This window comes from Neorhizobium sp. 05N33, assembly GCF_056397445.1.
In genome coordinates this window covers 82,742-109,306 of the sequence record NZ_JBFTNK010000010.1, presented here as the reverse complement: position 1 = coordinate 109,306, position 26,565 = coordinate 82,742, and the positions used below count along the sequence as shown (strand labels likewise).

26 protein-coding genes are annotated in these 26,565 nt (G+C 62.8%); 15 read left to right on the top strand and 11 right to left on the bottom strand.

Annotated features, from left to right (window positions below; genetic code table 11):
• Positions 1-21: 21 nt before the first annotated feature.
• The 12 genes from AC1DLT_RS22595 (at position 22) to AC1DLT_RS22540 (ending at position 12,157) form a co-directional block, all read left to right on the top strand.
• Positions 22-1,110 (top strand): ABC transporter substrate-binding protein, encoded by a 1,089-nt coding sequence (locus AC1DLT_RS22595; RefSeq protein WP_040124093.1) that lies wholly within the window; start codon positions 22-24, stop codon positions 1,108-1,110.
• Between the two features lie 190 nt (positions 1,111-1,300).
• Positions 1,301-2,338 carry an ABC transporter ATP-binding protein gene (locus AC1DLT_RS22590; RefSeq protein ID WP_477488239.1) on the top strand — a complete coding sequence of 346 codons (1,038 nt, stop codon included), beginning with the start codon at positions 1,301-1,303 and terminating at the stop codon, positions 2,336-2,338.
• Entirely contained in the window at positions 2,335-3,189 is an 855-nt protein-coding gene (locus tag AC1DLT_RS22585; protein WP_477488238.1) for an ABC transporter permease, read from the top strand. The genes AC1DLT_RS22590 and AC1DLT_RS22585 overlap by 4 nt, the downstream gene beginning before the upstream one ends.
• Positions 3,186-3,980: an ABC transporter permease gene (locus AC1DLT_RS22580; protein ID WP_477488237.1), complete on the top strand. Its 795-nt coding sequence runs from the start codon at positions 3,186-3,188 to the stop codon at positions 3,978-3,980. Before AC1DLT_RS22585 ends, AC1DLT_RS22580 begins: the two co-directional genes overlap by 4 nt.
• A gap of 12 nt (positions 3,981-3,992) precedes the next feature.
• The gene (locus tag AC1DLT_RS22575; protein WP_477488236.1) at positions 3,993-4,763 is read left to right on the top strand and encodes a carbon-nitrogen hydrolase family protein; all 771 of its coding nucleotides are present in this window, start codon (positions 3,993-3,995) and stop codon (positions 4,761-4,763) included.
• 112 nt (positions 4,764-4,875) lie between these two features.
• Positions 4,876-5,955, top strand: a complete 1,080-nt coding sequence (locus AC1DLT_RS22570) for an iron-containing alcohol dehydrogenase (protein ID WP_477488235.1) — start codon at positions 4,876-4,878, stop codon at positions 5,953-5,955.
• A gap of 59 nt (positions 5,956-6,014) precedes the next feature.
• Positions 6,015-6,917, top strand: a complete 903-nt coding sequence (locus AC1DLT_RS22565; protein WP_477488234.1) for an IclR family transcriptional regulator — start codon at positions 6,015-6,017, stop codon at positions 6,915-6,917.
• 677 nt (positions 6,918-7,594) lie between these two features.
• Entirely contained in the window at positions 7,595-8,644 is a 1,050-nt protein-coding gene (gene gtdA / locus AC1DLT_RS22560) for a gentisate 1,2-dioxygenase (protein ID WP_477488233.1), read from the top strand.
• Positions 8,645-8,669: 25 nt separating this feature from the next.
• Positions 8,670-9,539: a fumarylacetoacetate hydrolase family protein gene (locus AC1DLT_RS22555; protein WP_477488232.1), complete on the top strand. Its 870-nt coding sequence runs from the start codon at positions 8,670-8,672 to the stop codon at positions 9,537-9,539.
• Positions 9,536-10,036, top strand: a complete 501-nt coding sequence (locus AC1DLT_RS22550; protein ID WP_477488231.1) for a MarR family winged helix-turn-helix transcriptional regulator — start codon at positions 9,536-9,538, stop codon at positions 10,034-10,036. Before AC1DLT_RS22555 ends, AC1DLT_RS22550 begins: the two co-directional genes overlap by 4 nt.
• Before the next feature lie 103 nt (positions 10,037-10,139).
• Entirely contained in the window at positions 10,140-11,198 is a 1,059-nt protein-coding gene (locus tag AC1DLT_RS22545) for an alcohol dehydrogenase (protein ID WP_477488230.1), read from the top strand.
• Positions 11,199-11,215: 17 nt separating this feature from the next.
• Entirely contained in the window at positions 11,216-12,157 is a 942-nt protein-coding gene (locus AC1DLT_RS22540; RefSeq protein WP_477488229.1) for a thioesterase family protein, read from the top strand.
• A gap of 87 nt (positions 12,158-12,244) precedes the next feature.
• On the opposite strand, the gene AC1DLT_RS22535 is transcribed toward AC1DLT_RS22540, so the two are convergent.
• The 7 genes from AC1DLT_RS22535 to AC1DLT_RS22505 form a co-directional block, all read right to left on the bottom strand.
• On the bottom strand, positions 12,245-13,306 hold the full coding sequence (locus tag AC1DLT_RS22535; protein ID WP_477488228.1) for a class I SAM-dependent methyltransferase: 1,062 nt from the start codon (positions 13,304-13,306) through the stop codon (positions 12,245-12,247).
• 216 nt (positions 13,307-13,522) lie between these two features.
• On the bottom strand, positions 13,523-14,245 hold the full coding sequence (locus AC1DLT_RS22530; protein WP_477488227.1) for an enoyl-CoA hydratase/isomerase family protein: 723 nt from the start codon (positions 14,243-14,245) through the stop codon (positions 13,523-13,525).
• Positions 14,246-14,255: 10 nt separating this feature from the next.
• The gene (locus AC1DLT_RS22525) at positions 14,256-16,607 is read right to left on the bottom strand and encodes a xanthine dehydrogenase family protein molybdopterin-binding subunit (RefSeq protein ID WP_477488226.1); all 2,352 of its coding nucleotides are present in this window, start codon (positions 16,605-16,607) and stop codon (positions 14,256-14,258) included.
• Between the two features lie 276 nt (positions 16,608-16,883).
• The gene (locus AC1DLT_RS22520; RefSeq protein WP_477488225.1) at positions 16,884-17,663 is read right to left on the bottom strand and encodes an alpha/beta fold hydrolase; all 780 of its coding nucleotides are present in this window, start codon (positions 17,661-17,663) and stop codon (positions 16,884-16,886) included.
• Positions 17,664-17,677: 14 nt separating this feature from the next.
• Complete coding sequence (locus AC1DLT_RS22515) at positions 17,678-18,802, bottom strand: LLM class flavin-dependent oxidoreductase (protein WP_477488224.1); 1,125 nt, start codon at positions 18,800-18,802, stop codon at positions 17,678-17,680.
• Between the two features lie 67 nt (positions 18,803-18,869).
• Positions 18,870-19,481: an NADPH-dependent FMN reductase gene (locus AC1DLT_RS22510; RefSeq protein WP_477481744.1), complete on the bottom strand. Its 612-nt coding sequence runs from the start codon at positions 19,479-19,481 to the stop codon at positions 18,870-18,872.
• Between the two features lie 36 nt (positions 19,482-19,517).
• Positions 19,518-19,718 (bottom strand): hypothetical protein, encoded by a 201-nt coding sequence (locus tag AC1DLT_RS22505; RefSeq protein ID WP_477488223.1) that lies wholly within the window; start codon positions 19,716-19,718, stop codon positions 19,518-19,520.
• Between AC1DLT_RS22505 and AC1DLT_RS22500 the strand changes: the two genes are divergently transcribed.
• A complete protein-coding gene (locus tag AC1DLT_RS22500; protein ID WP_477488222.1) occupies positions 19,676-20,383 on the top strand; it encodes a GntR family transcriptional regulator in 708 nt (235 codons plus the stop codon). The two genes, AC1DLT_RS22505 and AC1DLT_RS22500, sit on opposite strands and share 43 nt — an antisense overlap.
• Before the next feature lie 54 nt (positions 20,384-20,437).
• Here AC1DLT_RS22500 and AC1DLT_RS22495 read toward each other — a convergent pair whose 3' ends face one another.
• The 4 genes from AC1DLT_RS22495 to AC1DLT_RS22480 form a co-directional block, all read right to left on the bottom strand.
• Positions 20,438-21,109, bottom strand: a complete 672-nt coding sequence (locus AC1DLT_RS22495) for a spermidine synthase (protein WP_477488221.1) — start codon at positions 21,107-21,109, stop codon at positions 20,438-20,440.
• A gap of 133 nt (positions 21,110-21,242) precedes the next feature.
• A complete protein-coding gene (locus AC1DLT_RS22490) occupies positions 21,243-21,404 on the bottom strand; it encodes a hypothetical protein (protein WP_157885280.1) in 162 nt (53 codons plus the stop codon).
• A gap of 408 nt (positions 21,405-21,812) precedes the next feature.
• A complete protein-coding gene (locus AC1DLT_RS22485) occupies positions 21,813-22,973 on the bottom strand; it encodes an LLM class flavin-dependent oxidoreductase (protein WP_040124067.1) in 1,161 nt (386 codons plus the stop codon).
• Complete coding sequence (locus AC1DLT_RS22480; RefSeq protein WP_477488220.1) at positions 22,970-23,755, bottom strand: alpha/beta fold hydrolase; 786 nt, start codon at positions 23,753-23,755, stop codon at positions 22,970-22,972. The genes AC1DLT_RS22485 and AC1DLT_RS22480 overlap by 4 nt, the downstream gene beginning before the upstream one ends.
• 393 nt (positions 23,756-24,148) lie before the next feature.
• On the opposite strand from AC1DLT_RS22480, the gene AC1DLT_RS22475 reads away from it, so the two are divergent.
• Positions 24,149-24,940, top strand: coding sequence for an SDR family NAD(P)-dependent oxidoreductase (locus AC1DLT_RS22475; protein ID WP_477481739.1), 792 nt, complete (start codon positions 24,149-24,151; stop codon positions 24,938-24,940).
• 139 nt (positions 24,941-25,079) lie between these two features.
• A complete protein-coding gene (locus AC1DLT_RS22470; RefSeq protein ID WP_477488219.1) occupies positions 25,080-26,543 on the top strand; it encodes an NAD-dependent succinate-semialdehyde dehydrogenase in 1,464 nt (487 codons plus the stop codon).
• Positions 26,544-26,565 lie beyond the last annotated feature (22 nt).

Here is a 26,565-nt window from a genome sequence, read left to right as displayed (position 1 = left end):
CAAAAAACAAAGGAGAACATCATGCGTGACATTCTGAACGCCAAACTCGGACGCCGCGGCGTGCTCGGTGCCGGTCTCGCCGGCGCCTCCATGCTGGCCATGCCCTCGGTGCTGCGCGCCCAGGACAAGTCGCTGAAGGTCGGCGTCTATGGCGGCTTCTTCAAGGATTCGTTCGACAAGAACATCTTTCCGGACTTCACCAAGGCGACCGGCATCGCGATTGAATCCGTCGCCGAGCCGACCGGCGAAGCCTGGCTGGTTCAGCTTGAACAGGCCGCCAAAGCGGGTGCGGCTCCGGCCGACGTCTCGATGATGTCGCAGGTCGCGATGCTGAAGGGCCAGACGACCAAGCTCTGGGCGCCCCTCGACGCTGCCAAGCTGCCGAATTCCAAGAACCTCATCGACCACTTCGTCAACAAGTACCCGGACGGCAAAATCGCCGGCATCGGCGCCGTCTCCTGGTACATCACGCTGGTGACCAATACGCAGGCCTATAAGGAAGCCCCGACCTCCTGGGCTGCCCTGTGGGACAAGGCGAATGCCGACAAGCTCGGCCTGCTCGCGCTCGTCTCCAACTCCTTCCTGCTCGAAGTGACGGCGAAGACCTTCATGGGCGGCACCAAGGCGCTGGATACCGACGAGGGCATCCTCAAGGCGCTCGAGAAGCTCTCGGAAGTGAAGCCGAACGTCCGCCTCTGGTATCGCGACGAGGCGCAGTTCGAACAGGCGCTGAAGTCGGGCGAAATCCCGATGGGTCAGTATTACCACGACGTCACCGGCCTTGCCGCCTCGCAAGGGAGCCCGGTCCGCTCGACCTTCCCGAAGGAAGGCGGCATCCAGGACAGCGGCTGCTGGGCGCTGTCGCGTGCCTCGAAGAAGACCGAGGAAGCACATACGTTCATCAACTACATGTGCCAGCCGGCGATCCAAGCGACCCTGTCGCGCAAAGTCGGCACCTCGCCGACCGTCAAGCGCGACCTGCTCGACCTCACCGCCGCCGAATTCGCCTCGGTCTCCTCCGATATCGAGCCGATCATCCCGCGTTACGATCTCTACCAGACCAAGTCCGACTTCCTGAACCAGAAGTGGACGGAGATGATCGCAGGGTGATCACAGCCTCGCGTTCCAGGGCAGCCCCTCACCCTAGCCCTCTCCCCGCTTGCGGGGAGAGGGGACGTGCCCAACGCTCAAGTTTGCGATAGCCGAGGCGGTGCGGCATATTCCTTCTCCCCGCGAGCGGGGAGAAGGTGGCGGCAGCCGGATGAGGGGCACTAGCCCTGCCAAGACGTACGGAGACCGAATGTCCGGATTGAACCTCAACCATGTGACGAAGCAGTTCGGCAACTTCACGGCCATCAACGACGTGAGCCTTTCGGTTCCGGACGGTACGTTCGTCTGCCTGCTCGGGCCGTCCGGCTGCGGCAAGACCACGCTGATGCGGATGATCGCCGGGCTGGATCTTCCGACCAATGGCTCCATCGAGCTTGGCGGCGCCGACATCACTGCGGTACCCACCCACAAGCGCGATCTCGGCATGGTCTTCCAGTCGCTGGCGCTGTTTCCGCACCTGACGGTCGGCGAGAACATCGCCTATTCGCTGCGCATCCGCGGCGTGGCCAAGGATGTGCAGAAGAAACGCGTCGACGAGCTCTTGGCGATGATCCATCTGCCGGGCTTCGCGGATCGCTCCGTGGCAAAACTTTCCGGCGGCCAGAGGCAGCGTGTGGCGATCGCCCGCGCCCTGGCCATCTCGCCAAAGCTCTTCCTGCTCGACGAACCGCTGTCGGCGCTCGATGCGAAACTACGCGAGGCGATGCAGGTGGAACTGCGCCAGCTGCAGCAGCGGCTCGGCATCACCACCATCGTCGTCACCCACGACCAGCGCGAAGCGATGACCATGGCCGACACGGTCGTCGTCATGAATGGCGGCGAGATCCGCCAGGCGGCCGCCCCGGTCGATATCTACCGCCGCCCGGCCGACAGTTTCGTCGCCGACTTCATAGGCCAGACCAACCTCCTGCCCCTGGAAGCCGACAGCGCCGGACGCGCCAGCGTGCTCGGCGAATTGGTCGAGGGCATCGCGCTCCCCGCAGGCGCTGCAAAAGGCATGCTGTCGGTGCGGCCGGAAGACGTGCAGCTCACCGCCCCCGGCCACGGCGCGATCGCCGGCACGGTCACCTTCATCCGCGATCTCGGCGGCGCCATCGAAACTTTCGTGGAAGCGGCCGGCACCCAGGTGATCGCGGTATCTTCGCCGCGCAACCGGCCGGACGTCTCGGTCGGCCAGAGCGTCGGCATCAGGCTCGATCCGGCCACCAGCGTGGTGCTCGCCCGATGAGACGCGAACCGCCGCAGCGTCTTGCCGATTACGGACCGCTCCTTTTCCCGGCGGGCATGCTGATCGTGTTCTTCGTGGTGCCGTTCGCCACGATGATCGCCGTGTCCTTTTTCCAGCGCGAACAGGGCGGCTTTTATACGCCGGCCTTCGTGTTCGACAATTACGCCCGTTTCCTCAGCCTGTTCTTCGGCAAGGTCCTCGGCTTTTCGCTGTTCCTGGCGATCGCAGTTGCGGCCACCTGCGTGGTGATCGGCATTCCCTTCACCTATCTGCTCTCCCGCTCGCCTCGAAGAATCCAGATCGTCTGGCTGGTGGCGCTCTTGTCCATCCTGTCGCTCTCGGAAGTGATGATCGGCTTTGCCTGGTCGACGCTGTTTTCGCGCACGGCCGGCATCACCAACCTGTTCGCCTGGCTGGGGCTGATGGCCCAGGCCCAGGCGCTGACCCCGAGTTTCGGGGCGGTCATGACCGCCATGACCTATCAGGCCTTCCCCTATACGGTCCTGGTCCTCTATCCGGCGCTGGTACGGCTCGACCCGACGCTGACGGAAGCGGCCCGCACGCTCGGCGCCTCGCCGGTCAAGGCCTTCTTCACCGTCGTGGTGCCGGCGCTGCGCAATACCATTCTGGCAACGCTGATCATGGTCTTCATCTTTGCGCTCGGCTCCTACCTGCTGCCCCAGCTGCTCGGAAGGCCGCAGCAGTGGACGCTGTCGGTGCTGATCACTGACCAGGCGATCTACCAGTCGAACATGCCGTTTGCCGCCGCCATGGCCGTTTTCCTCGTGCTCGTGTCGCTGGCGCTGGTGGGCCTTGCGCTTTACGCCGGAAAGCAGAGGGAGGCAAAATGACCGCGCTGCGCCGCCTGTTCTTCTTCGCCGTCGGCCTGTTCCTGGCCCTGCCGCTGATCGTCGTTGCCGGCGTCTCGATCAACGCGCGCCAGACGCTCGCCTTTCCGCCGCAGGGCTTTTCGCTCTCCTGGTACGGCCAGATCTTCAGCAATGCCGAATGGCGCAATGCGCTGATCGCCTCGCTGACGCTTGCCGCCTCCTCGGCTTTGCTGGCGCTGCTGATCGCCCTGCCGCTTGCCTGGTTCCTGTGGCGGCGGGTCGCCCCCTGGGCCAACATCTTCCAGCTTCTCGGTGTCGCACCCTTCACCCTGCCGCCGGTCATTACCGCGCTGGGCCTCCTCACCTTCTGGGCGACCACCGGTTTCTACGGCCAGGCATGGACGGCGGTGATCAGCCACGGCATCTTTTTCGTCACCCTGCCGCTTGTCACGCTGTCGCTCGGCTTTTCGGCCATCGACCGTTCGCTGGTGGAGGCCGCTGCCACCATGGGCGCCGATGACGGCAAGATTTTCCGCACCGTCGTGCTGCCGCTGATCCTGCCCTATCTCGTCTCCGGTTACGCCTTCGCCTTCGTTCTGTCGCTGAACGAGTATATCGTCGCCTACATGACCGTCGGCTTCACCATGGAAACCCTGCCGATCAAGATCTTCAACGCGCTGCGCTACGGCTACACGCCGACCATGGCCGCCGTGACGGTGCTGTTCCTGGTCATCGCGGCAGTCGTCTTCGGTCTGGTGGCCCGGTTCGGCGACCTGCCGAAACTGCTCGGCGCCATGTCGGACGAGCGCTAAAGGGGAAAGCCCATGAAGATCGCCGGTTTCCAGATGCAGCCCGTCGTCGGCGACATCGAGGCGAACCTCGCCAAGATCGAAGCGGCAGCTGACGAAGCTGCCGCCATGGGCGCCGCGCTGCTGATCGCGCCGGAGCTGGCGCTGACCGGATATGGCGCGGCGGAGAAATTCCCCGATCTCGCCACGCCCGCCCATGGCCCGGTGACCGACCGGCTGTCGGAGATCGCTTCAAAACATGGCCTGGCGATCGTCGCCGGCTTTGCCGAAAAGACCTTCGAAAACACCTTCAACAGCGCCTTCTTCACCGACGGCATGGGGCAGACGGCGGTCTACCGCAAATGCAATCTCTACGGCCCCTATGAGCGCAAATGGTTCGCCCAAGAGGACCGCCGCCAGGTTCTGGTGACGCTCGGCGGCATTAGGCTCGGTTTCCTGATCTGCTACGATGTGGAATTTCCGGAAAACATCCGCCAGCTCGCGAAAGGCGGCGCCGATCTCGTGGTCGTGCCGACGGCGCTGCCGACCGGCTGGTCCGGTCAGTTCATCGCCGAGCACATGATCCAGGTCCGCGCCTTCGAGAACCAGGTTTTTGTCGCCTATATCAACCACTCTGGTTCAGACGCCCTGTTCGCCTATGCCGGCCTTTCGCGGATCGCGGCGCCCGACGGCAAGCTGATTGCCGAAGCACCCGCCGAGGGCGAAGCCCTGATCATCGCCGAGGTCGATCCGGCGGCCTACACCCGGTCGCGGGCGGAAAACACCTACCTCGCCGATCTCGTGTGAACTCCAGGCCGACCGGAGTAATCGACCCCAAGTCAATACGACCTTAGCCAAGCTCCCATTTCCTTTGATAATGTTGTATAGCATTCGGCGTTACAGCATTCCGGGGGGAGGCATGACACGTATATTCCGGGCGCTGGCCTTTTATATTCAAGGCCCGGGAGCCCTGAGCCAGCTCGGCGAAAAGGCCGCGACGCTCGGCCGTTCGGTCGTGGCGATCTGCGACGCCGTGGTGCTTCCGCATATCGAGGCGGATCTCACCGAGACCCTGAACCGGCAGGACATCACGCCAACCGTGATCCCCTTCGACGCGGACGTCACCCACAGGGAAATGGACCGCCTGGCCGAAATGGTGCGCGCCAGGGGCGGCGAAGTGGTTGTCGGCATCGGCGGCGGGCGCACGCTCGACGTTGCCAAGGGTGTTTCTCGCCGCACCGGCCTGCCCTTCGTCAGCGTACCGACGGTCGCGTCCACCGATGCGCCCTCGACCCGCGGCATCGTCATCTATGACGACCACCACCGGATGATTGCCGTCGAGCAGATGGACCAGAACCCGGCTTTCGTGATCGTCGACACCGCGATCATCGCCAAGGCCCCTGCCCGGCTGCTGCTCGGCGGCATCGGCGATGCGCTGACCGCAAAGTTCGAGACGGAAGGCGCCTGGAAGGGCACCGGCCTTTCCAAGCAGGGCACGCGGCCCTTGAAGACCGGCGTGATGCTCGGCGACGTCTGTTACCGGATGCTGCTCGAACACGGACCGGGTGCCATGCGGGTGGCCGGCACCGGCGAGGTGACGCCGGATCTCGAAGCCGTCGTCGAGGCCATCCTCTGGCTCAGCGCCGTTGCGTTTGAAAATACCGGTCTCTCCATTGCCCATGCGGTCGCGACCGAACTCGGCGCGATCGAGCCGGTGCGAAAACAGTCGCTGCATGGCGAACATGCCGCTTACGGCACGCTGGTGCAGGCGATGGCGGAAGGCCGCCCCGAGGACGAACTGACGACGCTGTTCGGCTTCTATGACGAGATCGGCATGCCGCGCCGGCTTGTCGACCTCGGCATGCCCGATATCGGCGATACGGCGATCGAAAATCTTGGCGCAGCCTGCGCGAAAAGCCCATTCCTGGTCAACCAGGAACGGATGCTCGATGCGAATGATCTGGCCGCCGCCTTCCGTGCTGTGGAAAACTACGTTTAAAGCGGGCTCGACCTGCTACAGATATAAATATAATCAACTGGGAACACAGGGGATTTAGGATGCCGTCAGATAAGACCAAGGCGCCGGTGGAATGGACCCAGCGCCGCATTCAATCGATCGAGGTCGGCTTCCAGGTCATTCGCGCCATGGAGGCGGCGAACGGCCCGCTGCCGCTGCGCGATATCGCCGCCGCCGCCGGCATGCCGCCAAGCAAGGCGCATCTCTACCTCGTCAGCTTCGTCAAGGAGGGCGTCGCCTTCCAGGATCCGGTCACCGGGCATTACGGGCTTGGCCGTTTCGCGATCCAGCTCGGCCTGTCGGCCATCCGCCAGCTCGACGTGGTGGAATTCGCCCGCGAAGAACTCGCAGCGCTGCAGCGCAGCGCCGGTTTCGCCACCTATCTTTCGCTCTGGGGCGATCGCGGCCCGGGCATCGTTTCCAAGGTGGACGGCGAGCGGCAGGGATCGCTTGCCGTGCGCCTCGGCTACGTGCTGCCGCTCCTGACCTCGGCGACCGGCCAGGTCTTCCTCACCTATCTCGACGAGAGCGAGACCATGGCGGTGCGGCAGGACGAAATTGCCGCGGCCAAGCGGGATTCGTCGGATGACGCGGCCTCGCTCTCGCCGCGCGTTACCAGCACCAAGGAAATCCAGAAGATCATCGAGACCGTGCGCCACCAAGGTTACGCGATGACGGTCAACAGCATAAATTCGAGCTTCGCCGCCATCGCCGCGCCGGTCTTCGATTATAGCGGCCGGATCGTCGCGACCATGACCGTGCTCGGCTCCGACAAACAGCTCGCCGGCCCCCGCAAGAAACCGACGATCGACGCCCTGATGGCCGCCGCCCACCGGCTTTCCGAACGGCTCGGCGCGCCCGGCCGCGGGGCAAAGGGCGAGGACAAGATCAAGCCTCCCGCGCCGCCGAAGCCGACCCGGGCGAAGAGCACGGCGGGACGGTGATTTTGTTTAGAGGGCGGTGTTTAGGACTTCGCCCTACAAGCGTTAGGCTATAAGTCCTTGCTGGTATCGCCCAAGAATTGAGACCAAGCTTTTTTGAAGGCCGGTTTTTGAGAAGCGTCGGAGAAAGTGCAACGCACGTCCACTCCGTTAAATGCTCCTGCAGTAGGCGGCGCCATAGAGTACGAACCACCAAATCGCACCAGAATCTCCGAAAGATCCTGTAGTTGATAATATGGGACATTCGCTATGAGGACCGGCTTTCCCCTCATTGCACAAACCCCTGCTCAGCCATACAGCCCTTGAACGTACTATCTGCAGCAATTGCCCCAGCGATCCATAACCTTCCAGCTATGATCTGCGTCTGGCCGGCACGCCCATTACAGATAGCTTTGGCTTTCTCAAATCTGCTATTCTTTGTCGTCGGCTCAACCTCACGCCATTGCTCAGATGTCGTGGCGTTATTGCAACCCGCGACTGAGGCGCATAGCACCGCCAGCAATATCGATCGCATCGTCGTCCCTTCACGCGTTAAGGTAGCATGCTGAAATAGTGTTACGTAAGCAAGAGCGTTTCGCGACTGCGGTATGAAGACTAGAGGCCCCCATCCCAATTGACCTCCTCAAATTAATTAGTATACCTTACGATCTTCGGCTGGAGGAGCCAAGGAGGAGGATTTCATGCGCGAGATCGATGCCACCACCGTTGCGAAGCGGGAAGAATTTTATGCGCGGCTCAAGCCGCACAACATGGCGCCCCTCTGGGAAGTGATGAAGGGCATGCTGCCGCCCGAGCCGACTTCGAAGGCACAGGCGCATCGCTGGCGTTATGACGACATCCGCCCCCTGATCCTCGAATCCGGCAGTCTGCTGACCGCCGAAGAGGCGGAGCGCCGGGTGCTGATCCTCGAGAACCCCGCCTTCCCGGCCCAGTCGCGGGCCACCTCGACGCTTTACGCCGGCATCCAGATCATCATGCCGGGCGAAGTGGCGCCGGCTCATCGCCACACGCCGTCGGCGCTGCGCTTCATGCTGGAAGGTTCGGGCGCCTATACGACCGTCGGCGGCGAGCGCACCCGCATGGCGTTTGGCGATTTCGTCATCACGCCCGTCTGGGCCTGGCACGACCACGGCAATGACGGTTCCGATCCGGCCGCCTGGCTGGACGGTCTCGACGTGCCGATGATCGCCTTTTTCGAGGCGGTGTTCCGCGAGGATTCCGACGACACCGAACAGGAACTGCTTCGGCCCGAAGGCGACTCGCTTGCCCGTTTCGGTTCCGGCATGATGCCGATTGGCGACACAAGCCCCTATGGCCAGACGACGCCGATCTTCAACTATCCCTATGAGCGCAGCCGCGAAGCCCTCTACCGCGCCTCGCGTGGCGAAGAAATCGACGCCCATATCGGCACGACGCTGCGCTATGCCAACCCGATCGACGGCGGCTGGACGATGCCGACCATGTCCGCATGGCTCAGCCATTTCCCGAAGGGCATGGAAACGGCGAAAATCCGCTCCACGGACCACATCGTCATGTGCATCGCCGAAGGCACCGGCTCGATCACGATAGGCGCCAAAACCTTCGACTTCGGCCCCAAGGACGTGATCGTCGTGCCGGGCTGGTCGTGGCGCTCGTTCAAAGCCAACGAGGACGTCGTCGTATTCTGCTTCTCCGACCGCGTGGCGCAGGAGAAGCTGGGCTATTTCCGCGAAGACCGCACCCGCGTCTGAGCGAACGAGATCAGGGAGAGAAATCATGCGTTTTTGCCGCTACGACGATAATCGTCTCGGCGTGGTCGTCGGCGATCAGGTGAAGGATGTCACCAGCGTCCTCGATCGCCTGCCGAATTACCGTTACCCCTTTCCCCATGGCGACCAGTTCATGGCCCATTTCGCCGAGCTGCGCCCCGTCATGGAGGAGATGGCGAAGACCGCGGCTTCGAAGCCGCTGTCCGAAGTCGCGCTTCTCAGCCCGATCGCCAATCCCGGCAAGATCGTCGGCGCGCCGGTTAACTACCGGCTCCATCTCGACGAAGTGCTGGACAGCGACCAGTTGCATCACGGCATGAAGATCAAGCCGATCGCCGAGGCCGGCGTATTCCTGAAGGCGGTGAGCTCGCTGGTCGGCCCCTCGGAAGGCGTCGTCGTCGACTGGGCGGACCGGCGCACCGACCACGAGATCGAACTTGCCGTGATCATCGGCAAAAAAGGTTTTCGCGTGTCGGAAGCCGATGCGCTGGATTACGTCGCCGGTTATGCGATCTGTTACGACATCACCATCCGCGGCCCGGAAGAGCGCAGCTACCGCAAGTCGCTCGACACGTTCAGCGTGCTCGGCCCTTATGTGGTGACCGCCGACGAGATCCCGAACCCGAACGATCTCGATTTCGAACTGACGATCGGCGGCGAGAGCCGGCAGAAATCGAACACCAACATGCTGATCTTCAATGTCCAGAAGCTGATCGAATTCGCCAGCAAGGCCTACACGCTTTATCCGGGCGACATCATCATGACCGGCACGCCGGAAGGTGTAGCCCCGATCGCTCCCGGCGACGTGCTGCACGGCGCGTTCGAAGGCATCGGCGCGATGGACGTGAAGGTCTACGGCAACTGGGACAAGACATGAGTTCGGAGCCGAACCCATCGGCAGAGAGGGACGGCCATGCCGTCCTTCTCGACGGTGTCGTCGGCATCCGCATCCGCCGCCTGCAGGCGCTGTTCGGCATCCACTGGCAGAACTGGTTTCGCGCCCGCTCGCTCGCCGTCACGCCGGTCCAGGGCGGTGTGCTGCTCTTGATCCGCCGTTACCCCGGCATCAGCCAGATCGCGCTCGCAAGGCGGCTGCGCATCGAACCGCCGACCCTGGTCCAGACGCTTAGTCCCCTCATCAAACACAAACTCGTCGAACGCGACCGCGCCGCCGATGACGGCCGCGTCTCCGAACTGCGGCTCACCAAGGCCGGGCTGGACGCCGCCGCACTGGTGGAAACCTCGCTGCCGCAGCACGAGGCCGACCTGCTGCGGTTTTTGTCCGTCGAGGAGCGGCAAGCGTTTCTGGAACTGCTCGACAAGGCGATTGCCGGCGCTGAGGCGGCGATCGAGGGGCAGGAGAACGTGGAGTAGCGGTCTCCGGCCCCTCCGTCATCCAGCCACCAATCACGCCATTTCCCAATTGCCACATAACAGGCACCCTGATATGTTCCATACCTCTGGGAGGAGCTGGATCATGCGGTCATGGCAGGTATTCGAAGCATCGGAAGTGCTCCGGGAGGTCGAGGAGGCGAACCCGCAGCCGGTGGGCTCGGAAGTCGTCGTTTCGGTATCCCATTGCGGGCTTTGCCATTCGGACCTGACCCTGTGGAAGGGCATTTTCGACATGGGCGACAAACAGGTGTCGATCGACAGTATCGGGATGAAGCGCCCGCTCACCCTCGGCCACGAAATCCTCGGCACTGTCACCGCCATCGGCCCCGATGCGACGGACGTGAAGGTCGGCGATGTCAGGCTCGTTTATCCGTGGCTCGGTTGCGGCGCGTGCGAAACCTGCCGTGCCGGACAGGAGAACCTCTGCATGCAAGGCCGGCCGCTCGGCATGCGCAGGCCCGGCGGGTTCGGAAGCCATGTAGTGGTGCCGCACAGCCGTTACCTGATCGATACCGGAGATCTCGACCCGGCGCTTGCCGCCACCTATGCCTGCTCCGGCCTCACCGCCTATTCCGCCATCCGCAAGGCGATGCCGGTTCGCCCAGACGAGGCGATCGTCGTGGTTGGGGCCGGCGGGCTCGGCCTCAGCGGCATCGTCATCCTCAAGGCGCTCGGGCACCAGAACATCGTCGTGGTCGACGTTTCCGAAGAGAAGCTGAAGATCGCCTCGGATGCCGGCGCCCACAAAACCGTGCTTTCGACCGGCGACGACGTGACGAAGAAGATCGTCGATACGGTCGGCCGGCCGGTGCGCACCATCATCGATTTCGTCAACAACAGCCAGACGGCGGCCTTTTGTTTCCCGGCGCTGGCGCGCGGCGGCCGCATCATCATGGTCGGCATGTTCGGCGGCCAGCTCACCATCCCGACCATGCGCATGGCGCAGGGGGGCCTGAGCCTGATCGGCAGCATCACCGGTTCGCTGCAGGAATTGCGGGATCTGGTGGAACTCGCCAAAAGCGGAAGGCTCGACGCCATCCCCTATGAGGCCGTCCCGAAAGCATCGATCAACGACGCGATGAGCCGGCTCTCCAAGGGCGCTGTCAAGGGACGCATCGTTCTCCAGGAGGAGCCGGCGTGAGTGCACGGGAGGGCGAAATGACCGAAGCCCCAATGATCGAGGTTTGGCGCGGCAGCGTGCGCCAATGGGAAGTGGACGAGAACGCCCACTGGAACACCCAGTATTACGTCGCCCGCGCCAATGAGGGCGTGGCGGTTCTGTTCGGCCTCAACGGCCTGACGGGCCTGTTCTCGCCGACGTCGGCCACAACGATCGCCTATAACGAACATCATATCCGTTTCCATCGCGAAGCGCATGCCGGTACGTCTCTGCATATGACAGGCGGCTTCCTCGAGATCGGCGAGAGAACGGCGTTTGCGGTGCTGATGCTTTACAACAGCCATTCCGGCCAGCTGGCCGCGAGCTTCAGGGTGCGGCTGACCCATGTGGATACGGCCGACCTCAAGACGCCCCTTCCCTGGCCATGGGCGTTCCGCGAAAACGCATCCGCCTCGTTGGTCGAGGCGCCCAAGGAAGCGCTCGCCCGTGGCACCGGCAATGAGCCGGTGACGATCAGCGCCTCCCGCGACCGGGCAATCACGCTCGGCCTGAAACGCACCGCGATGAGCCTGATCGAACCGGAGGCCTGCGACGCCTTCAACCGCCTCGGCCCGCAGAAATTCATCGGCGCGGTCGGCGGCGGGGTGAAGCAGCTCACCGGCCCGATCCGCGAAGTCGTCAGCAAACATGCCGAAACGCCGCCCGGCAAGGTCGGCGGCGCGGTGCTGGAATTCCGCATCCTTTATGGCGAAACCCCGCGTCTTGGCGACTGTTTCGAGATCTGGGGCGGGTTGCAGAAAACCGACCAGCGGGTCATGTCGCTGATCTTCTGGATGGTCGATCCCTTCACCGGCCGGGTATTCGGCACGATGCAGTCGGTTGCCGTCGTGTTCGATCTCGATGCGCGGGCGATCGTGCAGATCTCGCCGGCGGCCACGGAGGCGCTGGCTCCGCTGGTGACCGAAGGGCTGGCGCTTTAGACTAGCCGGCAGCCCTGACACCGCCGGCAATTCCTGGCGTCAGGGCTTCAATCCGCTTGTGCGTGCGGAACCGTAGTTTCAAAGCAATCAGGCTCGCACCTCGAAGATCATGTTGAATGGAGTTTCGCTCGACCGTCGGAAGTGCGAATAGCCGGCGTCGAGCACCACCTTGCGAAGCTTCATCTCCCCAGCCTGCGCTCCAAGGCCAAGGCCTACCTCCTGCGCCATGGAGGCGGGGGTGCAGATCATCGTCGAGGCGCCGTAATAAACGCGCCCGACCGGGTTGAGATTGTCCTTCAAACCGTCATGCGCGAAAGGTTCGACGATCATCCAGGTGCCACCCTTCGCCATCGTCTCGCGGATATGACGGCCCGCTCCGACCGGATCGCCCATATCGTGCAGGCAATCGAACATGGCGACGAGATCGTAGTTGCCCGCCGGGAATTCCTTCGCCGACGCCTGGCGGAACGTCACCCGGTCGTCGACGCCAGCCTCCTGTGCTGCGCGCTTCGCCCGCTCAATGGAAGGGGCGTGGTAGTCGAACCCGTGGAAATGCGACTTCGGAAAGGCCTTGGCCATGAGGATCGTCGAGGCGCCATGGCCACAGCCGACGTCGGCGACCTCCGCCCCTCGCTCCAGCTTTTCCCTGACGCCTTGAAGCGCCGGAATCCATTCGTCGACCAGATGGCTGTTGTAGCCGGGCCGGAAGAAGCGCTCGGTGCCCCGGAAGAGGCAGGTGCTGTGTTCGTGCCATCCGAGCCCGCGGCCAGTGCGGAAGGCTTCCTCCACCTTCGGCTCGTCCATCCACATCGACTGGACGATTTCGAAAGCGCCCCCGAAAAAGGCCGGGCTGTCCTCATTGGAAAAAACCATCGCCTGCTCGGGCGTCATGCCGAACTTGTTCGATTTTTCATCAAACGTGACGTAGTCGGCCGCAGCCATGGCAGCGAGCCATTCGCGCACATTGCGCTCGGTCAGCCCCGTCGTTTCCGCTATTTCCATCGAGGATCGCAGCCGTCCGTCCATCATTGCCCGGAACAGGCCGAGATGGTCGCCGAGCACGACGAGAACACCGGACACGCCAGCGCCGAGATCGCCCACCAGCCGACCGACAAGTGCATCGAGTTTCTGCATATCAGGTTCCTGCATGGCACCCTCCATAGATACCGTCAGCCCCCAGCCCAATGGGTTTTACCCAAAGCGATCCTACGCCGGGTCCGCACCCGGTCAATGAAGCATTCGGACTAGGTGGCCGATCAGAAGGCTTAACTCCCCGAGACATGACAGCATTATTCCGCATCCCTTCTCCCCAACGGGAGAAGGTGCCGGCATGTGGATGAAAGGGATCCTGGCTACGGATCTATGTCAGCGGAACTTTTCCGCCGTCGCAACGCAGTTGATCAGTGCGGCCAGTTCCTTGCGGGAGGCGAAGGAGGTTTCCGGGCTCATCGAGAGAAATGCCTTGATGCCGCGCACGGTCGGCACCGAGTTCTTCTCGAGCTGGCCGACCACGCGTTCGACTTCGGCGTCGATACCGGCATCGGCGACCGTGATGCCGACGATGCTGAGCAGCTTGGCTTCGGTCGCGGGGATCACGTCGCGGCTGAACACCATCCGGGCCAGCGTGGCGCGGGAAACCCGGTCAGCGAGCGCGTTGAGGACCAGCGTCGGGGCGATGTCGTGGTTCATTTCCGGCACCTGGAAGGTGGCGCTTTCGGCAGCGATCGCGACGTCCGCAAGCGCGGCGATGGCGCAGCCGACGCCGGCGGCCCTGCCGCGGATGGCGGTGATGAACGGAACCGGGATTTCGCGCAGCACTTCATAAAAATCGAGGACCGGATCGGAGATCGCGGTGCGCAGGTCGAGCGCCGTGGCACGACTGCCGGCAGCCGGCATGGCGGCGCTGCGGCCGGTGCAGAAATCGCCGCCCTTGGCGTTCATCAGCACGACGCGTGTTTCCGGCGACAGGGATTTCAGCGCAGCGGTGATGGCCTGCGCCATCTCGGGCGTCAGCGCATTGCCCTTGTCGGGACGGTTGAGAGTGATCTCGAGGACGTTCCCCCGGGTATTGATCAGGACGTCGGACAATGTTTTCTCCTCACGCTTCTTGTTTGGCTTTTGCCGCCCGGATCGCTCCCCAGATACGGGAGGGCGTTGCCGGCATTTCGATATGGGTGACGCCGAGATCGGCGAGCGCATCGGTGATGGAGTTGATCGTCACGCCGAGCGACGGTGTCGTACCACCCTCGCCGCCCGGACGGAAACCGAGCGGATGGCTTTTGGCCGGCACTTCGCTGATATGGGTGTCGAAGCTCGGGAAATCGGAAGCACGTGCCACCTGATAGTCCATGAAGGTGGCCGACAGGTTCTGGCCTGTCTCCTGGTCGTAATGCGACCATTCGAAAAGTGCCTGGCCGACGCCCTGGACGATGCCGCCATGGGTCTGACCATCGACGATCATCGGGTTCAGCGCCTTGCCGACATCGTCGACCGTCGAATAACGCGGGATATGGAAGAACCCGGTTTCCGGATCGATCTCGATTTCGCAGACCGCGGCACCGTAGGGATAGGCGAGCCCGTGGGTGGTCTCGTCGGAAATCGCCGCAAGCGTGCCCCGCAGCTCGTCCGGCAGGCCGAGATCGTTTTCCGCAGCGTGGGCCGCTTCGAACAGGCTGACGACGCCATTCGATCCGCGGGCGCGAAAATGGCCGTCGGTGAAGTCGATCTCTTCCGGGGCGACATTCAGCATGAAGGCCGCGATCCTGCGGCCGCGCTCGATGATCTCGGCAGTCGCCTTGTGCATGACGATGCTCGCAAAGCGCAGCGACCGGCCGGAATGCGAACCGCCGCCGGCCGAGACGAAATCCGTATCGCTGGCGCGGATCTGAACGACCTCGTGGGAGATGCCGAGGAAGGAGCCGACCAGCTGGGCGAATGCCGTTTCATGCCCCTGCCCCGTATTCTGGGTGCCGATCACGACATCGACGATGCCGGCGGTCGGATCGATGGTGATTTCGGCGCGCTCGCGCGGCACGCCGCTGGTGCCCTCGATATAGTTGGAAAGGCCGATGCCACGATACATGCCGCGCCTGCGGGCTTCTGCGCGGCGCGCCTCAAAACCCTTCCAGTCGGCCATCTCGAGTACCTTGTCCATACAACCGATATAGTCGCCGTTGTCATAGGTGACGCCCATCGGGTTGGAATAGGGAGAGGCCTCTTCCGGGATCATGTTGATGCGCCGTAGCTCCACCCGGTCGAAACCGAACTTGCGGGCGGCAAGGTCGATCATCCGCTCGATGATGTACATGGCTTCGGGGCGGCCGGCGCTGCGATAGGGGATGGTTGGCACGGTATTCGACATCGCCGCGCGGAATTCCACATGCGCGACCGGCACGCGGTAAAGGCTGGTCATCAGCTGGATGCCCTTGTTGAGGGGCGTATAGGACACCGTATGGGCGCCGATATTGCTGGTATTGACCGAGTGGAAAGCGAGGAATTTGCCGTTTTCGTCGAGCGCAAGCTTTGCCTTCACATGCAGGTCGCGGCCCTGGAAATCCGATAGGAACGCCTCGATGCGCTCAGCCTGGTGTTTGACCGGCCGGCCGGTGAGCTTGGCGGCATAAGGCAACAGCACGAATTCCGGATAGGTGGCGTTGCGGGTGCCGAAATTGCCGCCGACATCGCGGGGCGCGACGACCCGCACGAAGGCCATGTCGACGCCGAGAGACGCAGCGATCTGTTCGCGCATCATCACCACGCCATGGCCGCCGGACGCGTGGATGGTGAACCTGCCGGTCTCCGGGTCGTATTCGGCGGCGGAGGAGCGCGGCTCCATGTGGACACCGGTGACGCGCTGCGCCCAGCTGGTAAATTCGAGGACATGAGCTGCCTTGGCGAAAGCCTCTGCGGTGCCGGCCCTGTCGCCGACTTCGCCATCCATCGCCTTGTTGCCCGGCACATGGTCCCAGAGCTGCGGCGCACCTTCTTCCAGAGCGTCGACGCCGCGCACGACGGAGGGTAGCTCCTCCCAGTCGATCTCGATTGCCTCGGCGGCATCCTTGGCGAGATTGGTGCTTTCGGCGATCACCATGGCCACCGCCTCGCCGACGAAACGGGCACGGTCGGTCGGCAGCGCCTGGTGATGGGTGCGGGCACGCTCGGTGCCGTCATGGTTCTTGATGCGGATGTCGGAGCCGAACTGCGAACTGCCGATCGCATGCGGGATCGGCGCGATGCCTGCTGCAACGATATCCTCGCCGGTCAGCACGGCGAGCACGCCCGGCATGTCGAGGGCGGCCGACGTGTCGATGCTGCGGATGCTCGCATGAGCATGCGGCGAACGGACGAAGGCGGCATAGGCCGTGTTTTCGAATTTGAGGTCGTCGGCATACTGGCCCTTGCCGGTGATCAACCGGTTGTCTTCCTTGCGCCTGACGTCTTCACCGATCATGCCATTCCTCCCATTCACATCGTCCCACATATCCCGGACGATGGCATTCCGCATGCGGCTCTTGGGCCTTCCTGAAGCGAAACGCAAATCAATTCATAATAGACACATTATATCCGTCAATGTTGAAAATTACAGCTTGCGAAAATTGACCTGTAAAGCCTTTCTCTTTCGACGACAGCCGAGCGCCCACCGGAATGAGGGAAAACGCAATGTCCCTACAAGAAAAAAGGCCCAGACCGAGGTCTGGGCCAAGCTTCCCCTGGGAAGGGAATAGCGTCAGGCGGCCTCCGGTCCCTGGTTGAGCACGTAGCCAGGGCCACGCTTCAGGAAGTCTGTCCAGAGCCGCAGTGTACGTTCCGGCTGATCGACCTCGATCGAATGGGCGGCGTCGAAGATGAAGGCGCGCTGCGAGGTCGGGATGTTGCGCTTCAGGTGCGCACCGGCCTCCGCCGGCACGACCTTGTCTTCGGTGCCGAGCAGGATCAGCGTCACCGCCTCGATCGAGGGCAAGCGCGCACTGAGTGCCTCGTCGACCTGAATGTCATTCGCGAGGCGCTCATAGGTTTTGCCGTTGTTGGCCATGACCTCAGGCGATTTCGGCGTCGACTTGATCTTCTGCGGATGGGCGTAAAGCGCCTTGAAACGATCTTCCGGATCGGCGGGCAAACCGCCCTTGCCCCCGAAGCGGAACCCGGCCGGCACGCCGAGGATCAGGTGGTCGACCATTTTCGGGTGCTCGGCTGCAAGCCACAAAGCCGACCAGCTGCCGAAGGAGGAACCGATCACGTCGAACCGCGGGCCGACCAGCTTTTCGGCGAACTCGGCGACCATGGCCGCCCAGTCCCTCACCGTCTTCAGGCTTTCGTTGCCCTCGGTGCCGTCGAAGCCCGGGCAGATCGGCGCATAGACCGTGTGGTTGCTGGTCAGCGCCTTCAGCGGCTCGGTCAGCATCACGCCGCCGGCGGCATGCAGGTAGACAACCGGCTGCCCCGTGCCGCCGACATGGTAGGAGAGCCTGCCGCGGGAAAGCTCGATCGTCTTCAATTCAAAGCTCATGGATCAAACTCCTCTTACAGGCCAGCGACTTCGGGGGCGACGCGGTCGCGGAACAGTTCCATGCCGCGGCGAACGACGCTGCCCGGCATGTTGCCGACCTTGATCGTCAGGTTCAGCAGGCCGCAATCGAGTTCCTGGCGCAGGCGCTTGATCTGCCTGATGACCGATTGGGGGCTGCCGCAGATGATCGAACCGGCTTCGATCTGTTCTTCCACCGTGCGGCCGCGCAGCGTTGCGAGGCGCTTCTGGAAATTCTCGCCGGCATCGGCCTCGGTATAGTAGCGGCTCTGCCCGAGCACGAGCTGCTGGGCGGAGCGCTGCGGGCGCATCAGCGTCTGGTGGAAATAGGTCTGGGCGGCGGCCATGTGGTGCCTGGCCGCCTCGTCCGTATCGGCAATGCAGATCTGCTGGCCGACCAGGATATCGTCCGGCGTCGGTTCCCAGCCGTAGGAACGGGCGGTCTTCTTGAAATTCTCGACAGCAGCCTTGGCGATCGACAGGTCCTGGATCAGCGTGATGCCCATGATGGCGCGCATCTTGGCGACGAATTCGGCCGATTCCGCGTTGCTGGCGGACATCAGGATGCGCGGATGCGGCTTCTGGATCGGCTTCGGCCAGATCGAGATAGCCGGGAACTGATAGTGCTCGCCTTCCCAGCCGAAGGGCTCGTCCTCGGTCCAGCACTTGATGATCAGCTCGGTCGCCTCCCGCAGCCGGCTGCGGGATTCGCTCGGGGGGATGTTGTAGGCGATGTATTCGTGCGGGATGCCGCGCAGGAAGCCGGCGACGAGGCGGCCGCCCGACATCACGTCGATCATCGCATATTCTTCAGCGACGCGGACCGGGTTCAGCAGCGGCAGCAGGTTACCGACGATGGCGATCTTCGCCTTGGACGTCTGGCGGGCGAGCGCGCCGGCGATCAGGTTCGGGTTCGACATCAGGCCGTAAGGGCTGAAATGGTGCTCGTTGCAGCCCACCCAGTCGAAACCGTAATTCTCGGCATCGACCATCTCGTCGATATATTCGTTGTAGAGCGCCTGGATTCGGGTGCTGTCGATCCCGTGGGTGCTGACCGGCCATTCATGCGGCAGCTTGTTGTAATCGGGATAAGGCATCAGGTGGAAGAAGTTGAACTTCATGGAAAGCTCCGCTGGGACCGCCGCCGGATGAGGGCAACGGATCCGACGATGGGGATTGAAAATTGGATCAGTTGCTGGCGACGAGGCGCGGCGCGGCATCTCCGACGCGGCTTGCCATCATCATTTCGGCAAAGCTGACAACCTGCGAGGCGACGATTTCGAGCGGCTGGGCGACCTCGCGGCGGGCCGGTTTACCGTCGACGAAAGGTTTTTCGTTGGACTTGATAGTCGCCGCGTAAGGGGTCGGCCAACCGCGCAGCGCATGCACGATCGAGCGCAGCCCGATCAGCGTCGAGCCAAGCGCCTGGTCGCCGGCAGCGCAGATAATGCAGCCAACGGCGCGGCCCTCGAAATAGGAGCGGGCGTCCTCGCGCATGTCTTCCGTATAGTCGATGACGTTCTTGATCATGCCGGACATGCCGCCGTGATAGCTCGGCGTTGCGATGACGATGCCGTCGGCGCGACGAAGGGACTGAAGAAGATTAAGGGCGGCCGGCGTGCGGTCCGTCACGCCCGGATCGAAGAGCGGCAGTTCGAGCGCCGTGCCGCAGATGAGGTCGGTTTCCGCGCCGGCCTTTTCGGCCGCGGCGAGGCAATGGCGCAGGGCGAGCTCGGAGCTCGAGCCGGGGCGCTGGGTTCCGCCGATACCGACGATAAAAGGTTTGCGGGCTTGAGTCATGGTGGTCTCCTCCCTCGGCCGTAGCCGATTGCCTTGTCAGGCCTCCTGAAGAAATACTTGTATACCTTTTATGCGAGAGTCAAGGCATAACCATCGTATAAGAGCTTGCCACGCTAGTCTGGTATACACTTTTTGACGATAGACGATTGTCATATTTTCCCGCATCATCATCACGACAAGGAAAAGGTGGCCGCTTGACCAAGGAGATAACCAGAGACGATGCCAAGGACGGGGCAACGCAGAGCGCTGTCGAAACTGCCTATCACCGTATCCGGCATCTGATCCTCACCGGCGAGATGCGCTCCGGCGACAAGCTGCTCGAAAACCAGCTTGCCGCCGCGATCGGGGTGTCCCGCACGCCGATCCGCGAGGCGTTGAACCGGCTGAGCGCTGAGGGCCTGGTGGTGCTGGAACGTTACCGGCGGGGGATCGTCGCGGATTTCTCGCTCGACGACGCGATCGAGATCTTTCGGTTACGCGCCATTCTCGAAGGCCATGCGACCAGCCGCGCCGCCACACGCATTTCGGAAGCCGACCTGCAGCGGCTGCAGGAGTTGGAACGGCTGATGGAGACCCAGTTCGAGGAACTCGGCTGGAACGAACATCTCGAAGGTTTCGACAGGCTCAACGCCGAATTCCATGCGGTGATCGCCGCCGCCGCCGAAAGCCCGCGGCTCGAAAAGATCCTGGCCTCTTCGCTGGAACTGCCGGCCTCGATCTTCAACCGTTACTCGGAGCCGGTCGAGGTGCGCACCCGCCGCACCCATGCCCAGCACCGGGAAATCCTCGCGGCGCTCAAGGCCCGCAACCCCGAATGGGCGCAGGCGGCGATGAACGCCCACCTCTTTTCGCTTTTGCCGTCCGCCTCCGGCTCGCTTGAGCATGAAGACGGGGCAAAATGAGTGCGGTAGTGCCGCTCTCTTCGAAGCTCCCGCCGACTGGCCGTTGCCGACCTGCTACCGGTTGGTCGCCATCCACAGGACGTGGCGGCCGCCGCGCTTGCCGTTGGCGCGCACAAAGATTTCCTCGGCGGCAAAACCCGCATCCCGCAGCCGGCGGGTAAAGGCGGCATCCGGCGCCGACGACCAGACGGCCAGGACGCCATTTTCGCGCAGTGCAGCCTTGGCGGCCCGGAGCCCGGCGTGATTATAAAGGCTGTCGTTGGAGGCCCGCGTTAGCCCGTCGGGGCCGTTGTCGACATCGAGCAGGATCGCATCGTAGGCGCCGTTGCGCGACCGGATCAGCGCCCCGACATCGCCGACATGAATATCGACACGCGGATCATCGAGCGTGCCCTTGTGAAATTCCGCCATCGGCCCGCGCGCCCAGTCGACCACCGCCGGCACGAGTTCCGCAACGGTGACCCTGGTATCCTCCGGCAAAGCGCCCAGGGCTGCCCGCAGCGTGAACCCCATGCCGAGGCCCCCGATCAGCATCCGGGCATTCTTCCGCCCGGCAATCCGCTCGCAGGAGAGTGTCGCCAGCGCCTCTTCCGAACCGCTCAGCCGGCTGTTCATCAACTCCGTCGAGCCGAGCATGATCGAAAATTCGGCGCCGCGCTGCTTAAGGCGCAATTCGCCGCCCTCACCGGGAATGGTTGCACGGTCGAGCTGGATCCAGGGAAGCATCGGCATGTCTCATTGTCTTGCGTGAGGCCTCCTAACACAGACCTCATGCGAAAAACACAGCTATGCATTCGGTCATCGTCGAATGGACAGCCAAAGGGAAATCGAGCCTATGGACACGTTGAAGGGAGGTCGTTCAGCCTCCGTCGCCCGGCTTCCAGCCGATCGGCGGAGGTGGAAATGTAAGTGCCTCGATCAGCACGGGGACGAACTTTTCAAGTTCGTCATCGGTAAGCTCCGGATAACCGTCTCCGTTCGGAAAATCATCCGAGCACGCGTCGTCGTTTTTTGGAATCATGTCTCGCCCCAGCCCGCGGCGAACATGCATGGAATTTGGCAAATAGCATCATCTTTTCGATGTCGTATTGCAAAAATAAAAAGGCCCGCGCCTTTTTCCCCCTGCGCGGGCCTCTCCTAAGCCGGTACCTCTTCTACGTTCGGCTTAGGATGCAGTCATTGTACTCCCGACTGCGAAGTCCTCAACTCGTCCAAAGGACCTAGCGCAAGGGGTATAGCCCCGAGGGGGTAGCGGCCGGCTTTTTTGGGGCGCCGGCCGCTGAGACCGCATCGACTGGGGGGTGACAATTGCGCGGTCCTACGCCTCAAATGACGGCATTCACAACCGCACATCAAGCTGAACCTTGGGTGATATGGCTACGCCCAAAGGCTTCATAGCGTTACCAAACTCATCAAATCGGCGCCCCCCTCAAGCCGCCGTCCTGGATGTCGCGTTGCGCAGATACGGCATGACCTCCCTGGAATAGATCTCCATGTTCTTACGGGTTAGCTCGGCCGGTAGGGTGCCGAACTGCAGGAGCGTCAAAAGATGACCGAAGCCGATCTGGGCCTGGTACTCTTCCAGCTTCTCGCGCACCGTCGCCGGGCTGCCGCAGATGAATTTGCCCTCTTCGATGACGCTGTCGATCGTCTGCTTCATGGCATGGCCGGCCTTGGCCGACATCGCCCCGACCATCGACTTTACTGAGGTGTAGCCCGGCGGCAGCAGCATCTCCATCGGCATGCGCAGGAACTTCTGCAGGAAGGCCTCGATATGCTCCTTGGCTTCGCGGCGGGCGATCTCGTCGGTCTCGGCGACATAAAGCGGCAGCGACCAGCCGAGCTGATCTTCGGTCGCCTCGTAGCCGTAGCCGGCCGCAACGTCCTTATACATCTTCATGTAGCGGGCGACGGTGGAGACCGAGGCGAAGGTCTGGAGATAGGTGTATTTGCGGTCTGGATGGGCCGCCCATTCGATCGTCTCGCTGGAACCCTGGCTCGGGATCCAGATCGGCGGGTGCGGATTGTCCTGGTAGACCCGCGGCCAGACGTTCACGTATTCGAAATTGTAGTGCTTGCCTTCGAAGACGCTCGGGCCGGGTTGCGTCCAGGCCTGCAGGATCAGATCATGGGCCTCCTGGAACCGCTCGTGTGAAAAGGCCGGGTTGACGCCCCAGGAATGGTATTCGGCACCGATGCCGCGCACCATGCCGGCGATCAGCCGGCCGCCAGTAATGTTGTCGACCATCGCGAATTCTTCCGCCACGGTCAGCGGGTTGTTCAAGAGCGGCAGCGCCCGGCCGAGAATGGCGATCTTGACGTTCTTGGTGCGGCGGGCGAGCGCCCCGGCCATGACGCCCGGGATCGGCATCAGGCCATAGGCGTTCGAATGGTGCTCGTTGACGCAGATGCCGTCGAAGCCGAGCTGGTCGGCATATTCGAGCTCGTCCAGATAACGATTGTAGAGTTGGTGACCCTTCTTCGGATCGTAATAGGTGTTCGGCAGGGTGACCCAGGCGGAATTGTGCTTCTCGTCATAAGAAAGATCGAGATCCGCATAGGGCATCAGGTGCATGAAGTAGAATTTCATCGCGTAACCTCCCCAATGAAACCATTGACCAGTTCGACGAAACGGTCGGCCTTTTCGATCTGCGGCACGTGTCCGCAGTTCTTGATGATCTCAAGCCGCGAATTGGGAATGAGGTCGCGCCAGGCCGGAGCGTAACCGACCGGCATCGCCTTGTCGTCGTCCCCCCAGACGATCAGTGTCGGCACCGGGATCCGATGCAGCCACTTGTGCAGGTGCGGATTGAGGAAACGCGGCTCCCAGGCGAGCTTGGCCGAAGTGAGCTTGTTCCTGAGAAGGATTTCCATCCCTTCCTTCGACGGCGGCGGGGCCGCCAGCATCGCTTCCGCAAACGCCTGGTCGTGGAAGAGGTTGCGGGCGGTCTCCTCCGGGTTCCACATGAAGACGTCGCCCTTGCGCACGCCCTTCACCCGGATACCGGCCGGCGCCACGACAGTCAGGGAGCCGAGTTTCGTCGCATTGCGGACGGCGATCTCCGCCGCCAGCCAACCGCCGATCGATTGGCCGACCAGGTTGACCTTCTCCAGGCCGAGATGGTCGAGGACATCCAGATAAAAGAAGGCAAGGTCGGAAATATTGTCCAGCCATTCCGGATCGTCGGAGGCGCCGAAACCGGGATGTTCCGGCACGATCACCTCGTGGGTTTCGGAAAGCTGCTCCATGAAGGGCAGCCAGCGCGAGGCGCCGCTCGCACCGTGCAGGAAGAGCAGCGGAGCGCCCTTGCCTCCCCGCATCAGCCGGATCTTCGTTCCGGTGACGGTTTCAAAGCTTTCGGTAAAGCTCATCGGTGTTTCACCCTCCCCGGGACCTGACGACCGTTAAGGCAGGCGCTCCTCGGCACCCGCGAATGGCGGCAATCTGTATAACCTTTCGGGGAGGGTCAATATGACTCTGTCAAATTTTGATTGATAATAGCAAATTTCTAACTTGCATCTTCAGCAATTGCATACAAGGTTGGAGCCACTTGGGTGGGTGATTTCGCTTGATCAGGCGTGGGCGTCCACCGTCCGCCCCTCATCCGGCTACCGCCACCTTCTCCCCGTTCTTGACGGGGAGAAGGGATATGCCGCACCGTCGCTGCTCCCCCTCGCCCCGCGTGCGGGGAGAGGGTCGCCGAGCGTCGCGGAGGCGGGGTGAGGGGCTGTCACGGCGCCCAGGAGACTAAGGGAGGAAAAAAAATGCAGGCGGAAAAACTGTTTGATCTCAAAGGCCAAATCGCCGTCGTCACCGGTGCGGCGAGCGGCCTTGGCCTTGCCATCACCAAGACGCTGGCGGCCAATGGCGCGCATGTGGCGCTGCTCGATCTCAACCCCGAGACGCTTGCCGCCGCTTACCAATGGCTGAACGGCCAGGGCTTTTCCGCCGAAAGCCATCAGGTCGACGTCTCCGATAGCGCGAGCCTGCGCAACACCATCGATGGCATTGCCGAAAAACACGGGCATCTCGATATCCTCGTCGCCAATGCCGGCATCAGCGGTGGGCCGAATTCCCGCACGGAAGCCGGCGCGATCGAAAATGTCAGCGACGAGCTGTGGAACCGGGTGGTGGATGTGAACCTCACCGCCACTTTCGTCGCCATCCAGTCCGCCGCCAGGCATATGAAGAAACAGAGACAAGGCCGTATTGTCGCAATCGCCTCGATCGCCGGCATGCGCGGCGATCCGATGACCGGTTACGCCTATGCATCCAGCAAGGGCGCCGTCGTCAACCTCGTCAAGCAGGCCTCGTGGGAGCTGGCGCCCTATAACGTCCTCGTCAACGGCATCGCCCCCGGCCCCTTCCGCACCAATATCGCCGGCGGCCGCATCCGCGAACCGGAGGTGGAAAAGGCCTTTGCCGACACGGTGCCGCTCGGCCGCATTGCCGAGACGGACGAGATCATGGGCCTCGCCCTGCTTTTGGCATCGAAGGCCTCGAGTTTCATGACTGGCGCGGTAATCCCGATCGACGGCGGTACGGTCGCTATTTGAGCCGACGTGAATGTCGGAATTGACAATATCAGGCTCCCTGCTTTATCCCCTTGAAGTGGACGAGGAAGCCGGGTCTGAGAAAAGCCCGAAATTGACGAATGCCAGACGCACTCGTCTGATGAAAACGGAGGAGACGACCATGAACATCGCGACCAACCCAGACCGCTCGTCCGACGCTTACCAGTCCGCGCGTCTCCTGATCGATGGGGTCTGGCTGGAGAATGGCGACCGCAAGACGCAGCCTCTCATCAATCCGGCCACCGAAAAAGCGATCGGCGTTGTGCCGCATGCGACGGCGCAAGATCTCGACCGGGCGCTCGAAGCCGCAAGCCGAGCCTTCCCGCTATGGCGCGCGACGAGCCCGCGCGAGCGTGGCCGCATCCTGAAGCGCGCAGCCCAGTTGATGCACGACCGGCAGGAAGAGATCGCCACCCTTGCCACTCTCGAAATGGGCAAGCCGATCGCCGAAGCGCGGCTGGAAACCCATTTCGCCACCGAAGAAATGGAGTGGTTCGCCGAGGAAGGCCGCCGCACTTATGGCCGCGTCATTCCCGGCCGCATCGGCGAAACCCGCTTTCAGGTCGTCAAGGAACCGGTCGGCCCGACCGCCGGTTTTTCGGCGTGGAACTTCCCGGTCGGCAATGCCGCCCGCAAGATGGGCTCGGCGCTCGCCGCCGGCTGCACGATGATCTACAAGCCCGGCGAAGAGGCCCCGGCGTCTGCCGCGGCTGTCGCCCAATGCCTTCTCGATGCGGGCGTTCCGGCCGGCGTCATCGCCGTCGTCTACGGCGTGCCGGATTTCATCTCCCGCCACCTGCTCGCCTCGCCGATCATCCGCAAGATCTCGTTTACCGGCTCGGTCCCGGTCGGTCAGCACCTCATCCGGCTTGCCTCGGAAACCCTGAAGCGCACCACGATGGAGCTCGGCGGCCATGCGCCGGTGCTCGTCTTCGATGATGCCGACCAGACCGCGGCGCTCGACATGTCGGTGCAGCGCAAGTATCGCAACGGTGGCCAGGTCTGCGTTTCGCCGACCCGCTTCTATGTCCAGGACAAGTCCTACGACGCCTTCTGCGCCGGTTTTGCCGAGCGCGCGTCCAAAATCAAACTCGGCGACGGCCTCGATCCGGCGACCGGCATGGGACCGCTGGTCCACGGCCGCCGCCGCGATGCGATCGAGGCGCTGGTGCAGGACGCCACCTCCAAGGGCGCCAAGCTGCTCGCCGGCGGCCATCGCGTTTACAACGAAGGCTTTTTCTATGCCCCGACCGTTCTCGCCGACGTGCCGAGCGATGCGCGGATCATGAGCGAGGAACCGTTCGGCCCGGTCGCCGTGCTCAACCGCTTCTCGGATTTCGACGATGGGGTCACCAAGGCGAACGAACTGCCCTACGGCCTTGCGGCCTATGCCTTCTCCAATTCGCACAAGACCATCGCAAAACTTTCCGACGCGCTGGAAGCGGGCATGGTCGGCATCAATTCCTTCAACATTTCCATGCCGGAAACGCCGTTCGGCGGGGTGAAAGCGAGCGGCCACGGATCCGAAGTCGGGATCGAGGGCGTCGATGCCTACATGGTCACAAAGACGGTCAGCATCACCTGAGAGCTTCGGGTCCAGAGAGCTT